Source organism: Bacteroides sp. D22, from assembly GCF_000163675.1.
Classification (GTDB): Bacteria; Bacteroidota; Bacteroidia; order Bacteroidales; family Bacteroidaceae; genus Bacteroides; species Bacteroides xylanisolvens.
Genome location: NZ_GG774801.1, coordinates 1 through 12,176, shown reverse-complemented (window position 1 = coordinate 12,176; position 12,176 = coordinate 1). Strand labels below are relative to the sequence as shown.

Sequence of the window (12,176 nt, the reverse complement as noted above, 5' to 3'; positions counted from 1 at the left end):
GCTTTGCAACTTCTATTAGAGTCCTCCATGGCATCAGACGCTCAACGCCTTTTACCATTTCTATAGTGTATAATAAGACTTTCATTTAACTTTTCAGAACTTTTACAAGACTCTTCATCATAACCTCTTCAGTAAATAGATTGACGAATCGTTTTCTTGCCATATCTCCGAACCGGAGTCTTAAATCCCCATTCTTAATCTGTTTTTCGAGAGCGTCAGCTAATGCATCTGTGTCACCAGCCGGTACGAGATACCCCTCATAACTATCTCTGATTGATTCTCCATTACCACCAACATTTGTGGCAACAATTGCTTTACCTGCCCGCATAGCCTCCAAAACAGCAATCGAATGATTCTCCTGATAGGATGTAATAGTGAAAATATCAGCCCCATTCAACCATTCTGCAATATTTGTCTGATAACTTGCAAAGGTGACATAATCATTTAGATTTAAGCTTGCACAATGTTTTTTCAGTGAATCCAATTCCGGACCTTCGCCAATCATATAATAATGGAACATCAAGCCTTTATCTCGCAATATAGCTAATGCGTCAAGAAGTACATCTAATCCCTTGATGGCATCAATTCGCGAACAGCTCACGATGTTTACTACATCATTATTCATCTCCACCTTAGTATCAGTACAGATATCCTTAATTCCATTATATACAGTTACCACCTTTGATGGAGGAACACCACGAGTAATCAGTTGCCTGCCCGAATCATCAGAAACACTGACCACCTTCTTGGCTAAGTGCTTATATATCCATATTGGCAAACCATTAAACACGGGTGCTATAAACTTTCGCGAAGGAGTCGGAGGATTATAAAGGCCATGGTAGGAGAATACTACAGGTAACTTTACCCCTTTAAACAAACGCTCTATCAGCACGACAATGGCACCATTGAAACCATGGGTAAATATTATGTCGAGCTGCTCCCTATCTACAAGTTCCTTCAATTTATTAACCCAAGAAAAGTCTGTCCTGCTTTTAATATTTATAAACTCAGCTCCTATCTCACGAAGTGGCTCTATATGAGAGTTGAGATTTTGTAAATTAATGCAGACGGACAGGACTTCCACCTCCTTATCCACTTCACCCAATCTAGCATAGGTAAGAAAACACTTATCTATACCAGCCCCTAAAGTGAAGCCCCAAATCAAATTCAATACTTTCATTATTCTTTCAAAGAATTATCTTCTATTATTCAGGTAGTTCTAGAACTACCATTGAATTCTGAGTCCCAATTTTTTCGACAACTTATTGAAACTATCTTTATTGCCACTAAGCAGAGGCAAATACTTGTTGATAAACCATACACAAGGAAACATAACAACTGTAGCGATAACCGCAACAAGGAACTGATTGAAATAGTTATCAGGATCCATAAAGGCAACCTTCTTCATCAATGCTGATACGAATGTGAGGGTTGCACCATTTAAAAAGTAAAACAATATCGAATACTTGCCGATATAGTTCAGCAATTTTCCGTTCTGTATCCTGTTGCTTATGCACATTAATGCCCAGATCCCTATCAGTCCTATTAAAAAGATAAGTAATATATTATTGTATTGATCCATCGCTACACACATTGAGCTACCTATATAAGAATGATCTATCCAAATATACAACACAACATACAACAGCATACTGATTATCAACGATTTACCCCCCCCACCACAAATGACATATTTAAAATACTACCTTCAAAATATTTGAAAAGTATTCCCAACGCAAAGAATGGACTCTGCACAAGTGCAAGATTCAAGCATGCCGGCAGTCGGTTTGGTAAATCATTTGAGTATAACCATAGATTCTCTACCCACCACTGCTGACAGTCACGATACATCAGCACAAATGCATAACCTATCAAAAACATAAAGGCTGTGGAAACAACTATACTTGGCACAGATGGCCTAATGTATAATATAGCAGCATATAGCAACTGCATTACTGCAATGGCAATAACGAACCACGATGCTCTTAACATGACAATGTCAATAAGAATCTGTTGTGCATTCGAATGTCCCAATACTATCTTTGGAAAAGCCATCACTATCACAAATATGAAATACGGTACTATGATAGCCCTAAACACCTGCTTAAGCTTTGACATGAAATCTACTTTAGTAATATCTCTTGTGAAGAGATATCCACTGATGAAGAAGAAACCTGAGAGAAAGAAAGGTTCGAATATCCAGCTCCATGAATGTCCGGAACCATAATAAACTTCACTATGATACAGCACCACCAAGAACATCATTATTCCTCTCATGAAATCAACCCAATCGTATCGTTTCGTTCGTGTCATATTACTTAATATTTGCTTCGGTAAATATCTTGATAAACTCGTCAAACTCTACTCGCTCTGGATACCATTGCATCATACATTTGTCCCTCTCATTCACCATAATAGGTAGCTCGTCCGAACGCATCTTCTTAACTACCACCTTCGGATCATAGCAATACATATCAAGCGGATAGTGAACGAAAAATGCCCATGTCCTAAGCCATACTGCATAGAAAGCCGTTGCCCACCATCCTCCTTCTGCCGGTATCAAGCGGATATCAATATCTGAAGTCCTCTTATAGCATCCCCTTGACAATGAGCCATAGGCGATAGAAGCACGAATGAATTTATGCTTCTCGATCATCTTGCTCATCTTGATTGTGTCATTCAAGAACTTTTCTGCCTTTACACCGGTAGCACCCATGTGGGTGTACATAGCGAAGAGCTGACCGTTCAAAGTGAAGTTAATGCTATGAGCAATAAAGAATGCCAATGCCCAATGAACCCCAAAAGAAATCATAATTGCCATAAGTATGATATCTATCGCATAGCGAATCACCACCTCTCGCCAATTAGTAATCCTAACTCCTTGCAGTATCCAGGCAGAAAGGAAAATCATAAAACCATAGCGACAAAACTCGCCAATAAACGTACCCTTCAATCTCTCGGGCAAATGCTTCTTATGTTTTTTAAAAAGCAATATAATGTATGAAAAACTCATTTGCTGAACATAAAATTTACGATGATTATTTACGCATTTTTAGAATCTTTGCAGGATTACCGCCCACAACTGCATAGTCAGGAACGTCTTTTGTTACTACAGCACCTGCACCCAAAATACTATGATTACCGATGTGCCGTCCCTTTGTAATAATTACCTTGCCACCAATCCAGACATCATCTCCGATACAAATCCCTGAATATGAACACCTTACCCCCCCCCTGTTGACACATCGGGATATCAGGATTATCTATTATGTGACTGTAACTTAGACAATAAAGTTCTGGTCCCATCATTACATATTTACCAATCTTTATATCATTTGGCAAAACGCAATTTGAACCAATCCCGCTATAATCTCCAATCTCTACGTTTTTGCCATTTCCGAAATAGATATTTCGATTGATGGTTGTTACCTTTCCACATTCTTTAAAGATATGTTTACATATAATAATGCGTAATTTATTAGAAAGTCTGCCCAAAAACATTGTATACGAATCTGGGAGATGGTTGGCTATTCCGTAAAATAGCATTAGCCAAAATTTGTGTATCATATATTATATAGTATTTGTTAATTACAATTTATTTGAAGAATTCTCTCATATATCGCAATACTAGATTTCTCGCCTTGTTGTATGTGACTGATATCATCCAATACAATAGAAAGATGAAGAAACAAATTAAGTTAGGAATTAAACAGCATGCTTATGAATTCTTACTATTGTACATATCATACACTTTTACAAACTCACTAATCATTTGCTCAATGCTAAACTTTTCCTCTACAATCCGCTTTCCTCTTTCACCCATCTGCTGTTGAAGCTCTGAATCGGAAAGAAGGCATAGGATATATTCTGCGAATACTTTATCATCGTGATACTCTGTAAGGAATCCGCTTATACCGTGCTCTACAATCTCCGAAGTTCCAACGAATGGTCCTTTTGTTGATACTATCGGTTTTCCAAGCGCCATTCCTTCCATAATTGCATTACTCACACCCTCGACGGTTGTAGCAAGTGCCACTACATCACTAGCATTGTAAACAGATTCCACATCAGTCACACGTCCGACAAATCTAATGCGGTCTTTACAGTTTGGCGCAATGAGTTCTTCGTATGGAGTAGAATCTCCACTACCCATAGCGAGAAATGTGACATCCGGATTCTGCTCAAGCACTCTGTTTGCAGCTTTTACGAAAAGAGGATAATCCTTGCGGTAAGAATACTCTCCGGCCATTGAAACAATATGAGTAGTCTTTATATTGTAACGTTTTCGTATTTCCTCTGCTTGTGTCTTAATAAAAGAACGTTCTGGATTATAACCATTGTATATGCAGATTGCCTTCCGTTTCGGAACCTCGTTAATCTTCAACGCCTGATAAGAGTTAGAGAGAATCTTATCAAACAACAGATATGAAGGTTTACACATCCAAAACTTGTTACCTCCCTGCTTGCGAGCACTAGTTATGGAGGAACTAATCATTGGTATATGCAAAAACAAACGAATGGGAGCGAGACAATATCCATAGATTATTGGTGCCCAGAAATGAACAAGACTCACTTTCTCGCTCTTGCAGATCGAGTAGATTCTCGATATCTGCTTAATACGACTCATTCCTCCGAGGTAGATGACAGGGATATCGCACTCCAGAATATACTTATATGCAATATCCTCCTCGCTCTTACCATCCATCATAATGATGACAAACTGATATTTATCGTTCGAAGTTGATAGAACTTTAATCAGCTCTATTAATCTTCTTTCTTTTCCACCTCCGCGAAGATGGTCGGTGATTATTACTATTTTCACTTCTGGGTTGTTTTAACTGGTAAGACGATCCTATTTCCCAGAGCTAAATCTACAGATGAAGGAGTGAACGAAGTAAATCCACTTCTCTGGAAAAAAGTAAGCTCACCAAAATATATTTTGTCATTAATTACATAAAAGTCAGTCCGCAAAAAAGGAAGACCTTTTGAAAGGACTCTCGCCAAATCAACCATTTTTTTCAATTCTTTAGGCTTCTCAAAATGTACACCAAGGTCATTCCTATAACCTATGGCGATATTCTGAAACTCCCATTGAGTATTATATATATTACGGATATGATCAGTAAAACGGCCACTATCTACCTCTATATAGAGAGGCTCACCTCCAAAATTCAGAAGTTTATAGTCTTTCAGTTCATTTCCACTTTCATCAACCATAAATTTTTCAGCAAATATCCTCTTAGGGACATCTTTATATGGCCATTCTACACGAGAGCGATAAATATCCTGCTTCATAAGCTCTTTCAACTTCTTTCTTGTACCATTAATATCCAGTTTAGATTTATCCTTACAGATTATTACTCCGTTTCCGCCACCTCCATGAGAAGTTTTAAGTACAAACTGTACTGGAAGACTATCAAAGTCAATTTCCTCAGGATTATTCCAAACTCCCAAAACAGGAATAATGTATTCATTACCGATTATACTTGCAACATATTCTTTCGCCGCAAGTTTATCCACCATCTTAGTGTATTCTGGTTTTCTGTTATAGAGTTTCAGCCACTGTAGTTTCTCACAAAAAGTAACCGGGTTAGACAAATTGAGTCTTTTACCCATTTCAATCCTATAAAGAATACGTAGATGGAGAGAATCTGGTAGAAATGGTGCTATCTTCATAAATGCAAACACTGCAGTATCCTTTGGATGCTTCAGATAATATAATATTGGTCTCATAGCTATTTCATTCTATTAATTAAACCTCTGATTTTACTAAATAGTTTCCACATGAAATCTCCTTCTTCGAGTTTCATTTTTACAACAAGATGTGCAGGAAGGGTCGCAATCACGACTCTTGTTTTTCCCACCCATTGTCCACATTTTACATTTGAAGACATTGGATATCTTACAATTCGTTTGTAGATATTTCCTGAGTTATCAAAGAACCCCGTATTATCTGCCGAAGCTATTGTTGACGCCCAATATCCAGCCTCTTGAGCAATACGTAATGAAGCATCGTTATAACCGCCTCCTGGCCAACAAAGAATCGTTATCTGTTTGTTTAACTTTTCTTCGAGTATTCTCTTGCTATCAAAAAGCTCATATTTGAAGCGTTCTTCCATTTCAGAATCACTCTCAAATCTACCAGGATGTGTTTTCTTAAAAAAATTCAGTTGTTCAATAATTTGTTCCTTTGGAGTATTCTCATTATACAGTTCTTCTGATAACTTAATCAATTCTTCATCTGGAAAATATCTGCGAAGTCCCAAAGCTCTATAATACTCAAATACCGGATAACCTTTAGGAGTAAAGTTTCCTTGTGATTCAAGTTGCCAGAATGGTTTACGCTTAGGCCTGCTTATCCAAGCTAACCAATGATATTTGTCACTACCATCATGAATGTCTATCAACTTGTCTGACTTAAAATAGAAGTTATGTGACATACTGTGAGATTGTATATCAAACTCCTCTGTCTTATCCAGAAACTTGATTTCATCCCAATTAAGAAAACCTCTTGTCTCTCCCTTATTGCTTTCCAATGTTCTAATACCAGAACTAGGATCAACAAACTCAGGATTAATGAAGATTGTACCCTTAATGCCGTACTTCTTCATTATCGGATATGCAACAAGCAAGTTATCCAGATATCCATCATCGAATGTCAAGAAAAGATCTTTCTTATCAATACCTTTTCCTTCATTAATATACCAATAGTCAAGATAATGGGTGCGATACTTATGTCTTTTTAAATATTTGCACAAATATTTAAACTGCTGAGTTTCGATAGATAGCCAAGCCTCTTTCCAACTTGTGTGTATGCTACCTACACTGTGCATCATGATTACGTTGCGCATATTATTTATAATCTATGAATTCAAGAACTTGAGATATATGATTGGAATACGAATAATGTGTATTGTAGAACTCTGCCGCTTTCAATCCGAGACTATGTGAGAGCGGCTCGTTATTCAACACCTTCAAGAACAATTGTGAGAGTGCGACATCATCATCTTTCAGAAACAAAAGCCCTGTAACGTCATTCTGAATCATAGTATTGATACCTTGAACATCTGTACCTATGCAACAACATTGTTTACTCATTGCTTCTAAGAGAGAGACCGATGTCCCCTCAAACCACGAAGGAATACAGTAGTAGTCCGCCAATGTAAAAAGTTCGCATACTTTGTTGTTAGGTACACTACCCAAAAAGATAATTGAATCTGATACATACTTCTGCTCCAGTTCCTTACGCAATGGACCATCTCCTGCGAAAAGAAGGCAAGTATCTGACTTTACATCTGCACTAAAAGAGCTATATGCTTTCAAAAGAACCTCAGGAGCTTTCAAAGGCTTAATACTTCCTACATAAAGAATCACTTTTTTGAAACGCTCTACACCATATTTTTTCTTAAGAGACTGGACATCTTCCTGAGGAGAAGTGAACTCGACCAATGGTGGTAGATATTCCAATTCATATCCAAGACGCTTGCTGTATTCTACTCTTAACGCTTCAGACACTGCTGCCTTGTGAATAGCCTTATCAAAAAAAGATTTCTGCAGGTTAAAATACTTCCAAGGTTTGGCACCCCCTCCATGACAATGAATGGAGTACTTAAAGCCAAATAGTTTTTGAAATAATAGAATTGGCCATACACTCAGTTCAAAACTGCTTGTATATGGAACCATTATACAGTTCCAATCTCTAATCTTTGTCTTGGACGAAAAGAGACAACACACAAACATTGATAATATATCAAGCCCCCATCTGCGTGTCAAAAACAACCGATTACTAACTTTGACGACCTTACTACTAGCCTTTCGAGATGGGTCTGAAGTAACCATAATAATATCATCTCTATCACCATTAAGCAACTTGTTTGAAAGATGATAATTATATACCTCCATTCCTCCAGTTATTGTCGGATAAAGTGAAGAAAAAAATAGTACTGTTCTCATAATCATTATCTTTATTTCAAATGAAGTTTCGAGTTATGCGATGGATATACCGCAACCATAGCATATACCAAATAAACACATACCATGTCAAAAGACCACAGTACTAGATTTGAAAACAATACAGATGACAAGATAAAAAATATCATTTTTATACTGTTAACCTCATTCAATATTTTATTTTCTTTTTTTGTTATCTTAAGCTTCTTCAATAAAATGATCAAAAAGGAAATGAATGGAATAAAACCAAGTAATCCATTTTCTACATATTGTGTTGCATATTCAGTATGAAGGCGCATTCCCCAAGGGCTATATTGAATATAGTTGTAGAGACCAATTCCTGTAATTGGGTGTTCTAAGAAAAGAGGCCAACTATAATAATACATAAAACCTCTATCTCCCAATAAGTCCAATATGGTTCCTGTCTTGAAATCTGCATATCTATCATTTACTTCATTTTGGGTTCCTAGTACTCGCTCACCAGCAAAAGTATTATGCAATATATAGTCAATACCAAAATATAACACAATACTACCTACTATCAAGAATATAAATGTTCCTGTTTTTTTAAAATCTAATTTGGAGGATAATAATCCAATCACAATAATGAAGAGTGTAAGTAGCCCCATACGAGATCCAGCCATCACACTAACAAAGATGGGGAAAGCGACCGTAAGCATTTCAGTTTTGGAAATTTGACCTCTTACATATCTTAAAAACATAAAACTAACGCCACACAAGCAATAAAGAACAACTTCATTAATGTTTATTGAACCAGACTCCATTCTCTCATTTCCGGTAATGTTCCCCGCAAAAGCGATGGTTATTATTGAATAGACAACCAAAGCTCTGGATACTACTCTAACAGTCTTTTCAAAATCATTCTCAAAACATAGAATTGCTATAACAAATAACAAAAAAGGCATTACTGTATGATACATGAGGTAGAAGTACCCATTATCTTGCTCTAAGAGAGCAGAATGTTTTATTATGGCATTCACAAATCCATAGATACACACCCAAGAGAGTAATGAAATAGGTTTTGTAAATATAAATTTAACCAATAATGAACCTGTAAAGAACAAACATAATACCAAGAAAAGTATAGATACACGCTGACCAGCATCAAAATGAATAACCATCAAAGAGAATGGTCTCCATACTATCCATAAAAAAATAGTTATGTATGCTAAGGTTAGTTGATATGATGATAATGCTTTTGTGTTCATGTCCTATCTTCGAAGAATTTTTCGTAAAACAATCTTTCTTTGTTCATTAGTTATTAAGGGATTAAACAATAACTTAAACTCTACATGAAAATAAGTTGACTTCCATAGAATTTTACCCTTATGTGTACTTTTATCTATGTGCATTTTTACAACCATCCTGAGCCATTCTAATGCTTTTTTGTATACCTTGAAATCACCTTTAGATGAATAAAAGTCATACACTAATTCACAATTCCTATGTGTTTGACTAAATCGCTTCAAAGAAGCTATTTCGTCCTTTGTATTTGTTAAAGATTCTCGGTTATAAAAATAATAATATAAATCATCATCTATATAGCTCATCTTATTACAATAATACATTAATTGTAATGAAAGAGCCATATCCTCTCCCATATTCTCTGTAGGATATATAAGTGGGTTATTGTATAATGACCTTTTAAATAGCTTATTCCAAAGTACCCAATGGGTTTGTTGCAGCATCATTTGCTTAATCGCATCCTCCTTCAAAACTTTAGGAGTCTCCTTCATTTGACGAAGGTGTCGGTCACCATCATGTACTATATAACCACAAGAAACAACATCCGCATCATCTGCTTTTGCTTTTTCATACATTAGACGATACATATCAAAATCCACCCAATCATCAGAATCACAATGAATTACATATTCCCCTGTAGCCAGTTGTATTCCATATTTTCTAACACCAGGTAGTCCTGTATTCTTTGGCATTTTCTCAATAGTCACAGAATAATTTTTCTCTTTAAGACTTGTTCTATACTCTTCGATAAGTCGTTTGAGAATCCCAATAGATTTATCGAGGGTACAATCGTCAATAAAAATATATTCAATATCCTCAAGTGTCTGCTCGAATAGACTACGAGCACACCTTTCTATATATTTTTCTACCCCATAGATTGGGACAATCACAGAAAGCTTTGGCATAATCACTTGTGCTTTATCATTGTTATAATTCGTTTTCTTTCACTACTATCAAAGAGTAATAAATATGCTAAAGCGGATCCCCAAAGGACACTTACACATCCAATACATACTAATCGAAGGATGCATTGATTCATATTTATGTAAACTAAATATCCCGGAAGCGAACACAAGGAAATGAATGCCATACATGGAACAATAACCTTTAATAAATACTGTTTAACATTCAGGTTAAATACTTTCAGCATTTGAATTACACATACAACCTGATTCAGAACTGAAAATATTATGGTTATAACAAACGTTGATGTGGCATCAAAATCGAGGTACAGAAAGAGCCAACATGCAGGCAAGAGTAATAGATTAACACATGAAGAGGCGATTTGGTAACCTTTAATATTTCCTGTAGCAAAAACAACTTGTGTACATGGGGCGTTGAGCGTACAGACCAAAGAATCAAGCAAAACCAAAGTAGCAAAGATGTCCGTATATTGGGGCACAGCATCCCCTAACCAAAGACCCAAGATATAGTCAATATCGATTATTATTGGAGTGATCAATAAAGCAATTAGTGCAAAACAAATCTTGGATTGTGAGAAAAATAAAAAATTTACTCTTGACTCTTCGCCTCTGGAATACGCTTGTACAATCTGAGGTCTATAAGCCACTACAATGTTCGAAGAGAAAGAACTGATGGCCCCATTTATCTGGTAAGCAACACCACGGGCCGCATTAATGACAGGTCCGAAAAAATAATTGAGCAACATATTTAAGGCTTGCCCCTTTAACATAAATGCAAAGGTTCCTATGACATTCCACCCCGAGAATGATAAGAGCTGTTTAATTAATAACTTATCAGCGTGCAATTCAAGTTTGAACTTTAAAACCTTTCGCTTTACATATATTGAATATGCCAAGAAATCCATTATGGAAATAAGCAGCAATAATGCTCCATAAGTAGATAACTTGTCAAATGGAAGATGAGGCAATGCCAATATGCAAAGCAATTTAAACAAGGTATCCATCACACTTACTATTGCATAAAAGTCCATTCTCTCTGATGCCATTACAGCTCCTATATACGGTATCGTCATCACCAACAGACAAAGTGATGCAACAGAGAATTGGAATACGACATTTGCTGTTACTAAGCGATCTTCAGGTACAACCATCACATTGTTTATATACCAGATACCAATAGTCTCCAACAATACAAGAATGATCAGCATAACAATCACATGGATTAGTATACCAACTGAATATACTCTCTTATATCCTTCTATACCATCGCGAGCTCCTTCATAATTATAAAATCTCTGCATGCTTGCAGACAATGTAGAATTAAGGAACGCAAACATAGTGACAAATCCCGCCACTGTGTTATACACTCCATAATCTACAATACCAAGGGTATTAAGCACCACCCTTGACGTATACAAAGACACTATCAGCGAGAAAAACATTCGGATATACAAAAACATCGTGTTCTTCGCTATTCGCTTATTATTTGATGTATAATCTGACATTGGGGGTTAGCACCAATTTTGACATATCATATAGTAAAGTCCGCACTTCAGAGGCTTTTTTTATAAAAAATGCCAAAATAAAAATTTTCTTTTAATGTTTATTTCTTATCCCGATAGTTATCGGTAATAGATTCTCGTAATCGATACAACCTAGCACTATCCACAAGGTTACAGTTGCAAATGTCTTCATTCTTTAGGGAATTTCATATACGTCTTTTTGGACGCTAACTAACCTATCATAAAGATAGGTATTCGCTATTTTTATATGTTAGCGTCCAATTTTGACGTGTACCCCAAGGAAAGCCGCCACAAGGCGGTTCCCTCATAAATAACGTCAAAAAAGATACTGATTTTTAATATTTGTTATTACTCCAGTCCGATTGTCAAGGGTAACAAATGTTCATAATCCCTACGTCCTTTAACAATTTCGCTGAAAAATCTCTTGAAATAATCAAGCACAGACACACCCTGCATCTTACAGGTTGAGATGATGGTATGATATACCGCTGAAACGTGTGCCATCCTGTCACTT

The 12,176-nt window shown here is 36.4% G+C and carries 11 protein-coding genes; all 11 read right to left on the bottom strand.

The features are described from left to right. Positions 1–85 precede the first annotated feature (85 nt). Positions 86–1,180, bottom strand: a complete 1,095-nt coding sequence (locus tag HMPREF0106_RS17100; protein WP_009039472.1) for a glycosyltransferase family 4 protein — start codon at positions 1,178–1,180, stop codon at positions 86–88. A 479-nt stretch (positions 1,181–1,659) separates the two neighbouring features. Beyond that, the gene (locus HMPREF0106_RS25410) at positions 1,660–2,313 is read right to left on the bottom strand and encodes an acyltransferase family protein (protein ID WP_009039470.1); all 654 of its coding nucleotides are present in this window, start codon (positions 2,311–2,313) and stop codon (positions 1,660–1,662) included. Between the two features lies 1 nt (position 2,314). Beyond that, on the bottom strand, positions 2,315–2,821 hold the full coding sequence (locus tag HMPREF0106_RS17110) for a nucleotidyltransferase domain-containing protein (RefSeq protein ID WP_157133802.1): 507 nt from the start codon (positions 2,819–2,821) through the stop codon (positions 2,315–2,317). A gap of 217 nt (positions 2,822–3,038) precedes the next feature. Further along, positions 3,039–3,164, bottom strand: coding sequence for a hypothetical protein (locus HMPREF0106_RS27760; RefSeq protein WP_232286767.1), 126 nt, complete (start codon positions 3,162–3,164; stop codon positions 3,039–3,041). A gap of 554 nt (positions 3,165–3,718) precedes the next feature. Then, on the bottom strand, positions 3,719–4,822 hold the full coding sequence (locus HMPREF0106_RS17120; protein ID WP_009039468.1) for a glycosyltransferase family 4 protein: 1,104 nt from the start codon (positions 4,820–4,822) through the stop codon (positions 3,719–3,721). After that, positions 4,819–5,733: an ATP-grasp fold amidoligase family protein gene (locus HMPREF0106_RS17125; RefSeq protein WP_009039467.1), complete on the bottom strand. Its 915-nt coding sequence runs from the start codon at positions 5,731–5,733 to the stop codon at positions 4,819–4,821. Before HMPREF0106_RS17125 ends, HMPREF0106_RS17120 begins: the two co-directional genes overlap by 4 nt. A gap of 2 nt (positions 5,734–5,735) precedes the next feature. After that, positions 5,736–6,851: a polysaccharide deacetylase family protein gene (locus tag HMPREF0106_RS17130; protein WP_009039466.1), complete on the bottom strand. Its 1,116-nt coding sequence runs from the start codon at positions 6,849–6,851 to the stop codon at positions 5,736–5,738. A 1-nt stretch (position 6,852) separates the two neighbouring features. Further along, the gene (locus HMPREF0106_RS17135; RefSeq protein WP_157133801.1) at positions 6,853–7,953 is read right to left on the bottom strand and encodes a glycosyltransferase family 4 protein; all 1,101 of its coding nucleotides are present in this window, start codon (positions 7,951–7,953) and stop codon (positions 6,853–6,855) included. A gap of 11 nt (positions 7,954–7,964) precedes the next feature. Then, positions 7,965–9,179 carry an O-antigen ligase family protein gene (locus HMPREF0106_RS17140; protein WP_009039464.1) on the bottom strand — a complete coding sequence of 405 codons (1,215 nt, stop codon included), beginning with the start codon at positions 9,177–9,179 and terminating at the stop codon, positions 7,965–7,967. Positions 9,180–9,182: 3 nt separating this feature from the next. After that, entirely contained in the window at positions 9,183–10,121 is a 939-nt protein-coding gene (locus HMPREF0106_RS17145) for a glycosyltransferase family 2 protein (protein ID WP_050427860.1), read from the bottom strand. A gap of 2 nt (positions 10,122–10,123) precedes the next feature. Further along, complete coding sequence (locus tag HMPREF0106_RS17150) at positions 10,124–11,440, bottom strand: hypothetical protein (RefSeq protein WP_157133800.1); 1,317 nt, start codon at positions 11,438–11,440, stop codon at positions 10,124–10,126. Between the last annotated feature and the right edge of the window lie 736 nt (positions 11,441–12,176).

Excerpts from the sequence above, each read along its gene's own strand:
- HMPREF0106_RS17100 (WP_009039472.1), bottom strand. The coding sequence starts at position 1,180 with ATGAAAGTATTGAATTTGATTTGGGGCTTCACTTTAGGGGCTGGTATA.
- HMPREF0106_RS25410 (WP_009039470.1), bottom strand. The coding sequence starts at position 2,313 with ATGACACGAACGAAACGATACGATTGGGTTGATTTCATGAGAGGAATA.
- HMPREF0106_RS17110 (WP_157133802.1), bottom strand. The coding sequence starts at position 2,821 with ATGGCAATTATGATTTCTTTTGGGGTTCATTGGGCATTGGCATTCTTT.
- HMPREF0106_RS17125 (WP_009039467.1), bottom strand. The coding sequence starts at position 5,733 with ATGAGACCAATATTATATTATCTGAAGCATCCAAAGGATACTGCAGTG.
- HMPREF0106_RS17130 (WP_009039466.1), bottom strand. The coding sequence starts at position 6,851 with ATGCGCAACGTAATCATGATGCACAGTGTAGGTAGCATACACACAAGT.
- HMPREF0106_RS17135 (WP_157133801.1), bottom strand. The coding sequence starts at position 7,953 with ATGAGAACAGTACTATTTTTTTCTTCACTTTATCCGACAATAACTGGA.
- HMPREF0106_RS17140 (WP_009039464.1), bottom strand. The coding sequence starts at position 9,179 with ATGAACACAAAAGCATTATCATCATATCAACTAACCTTAGCATACATA.
- HMPREF0106_RS17145 (WP_050427860.1), bottom strand. The coding sequence starts at position 10,121 with ATGCCAAAGCTTTCTGTGATTGTCCCAATCTATGGGGTAGAAAAATAT.
- HMPREF0106_RS17150 (WP_157133800.1), bottom strand. The coding sequence starts at position 11,440 with ATGCAGAGATTTTATAATTATGAAGGAGCTCGCGATGGTATAGAAGGA.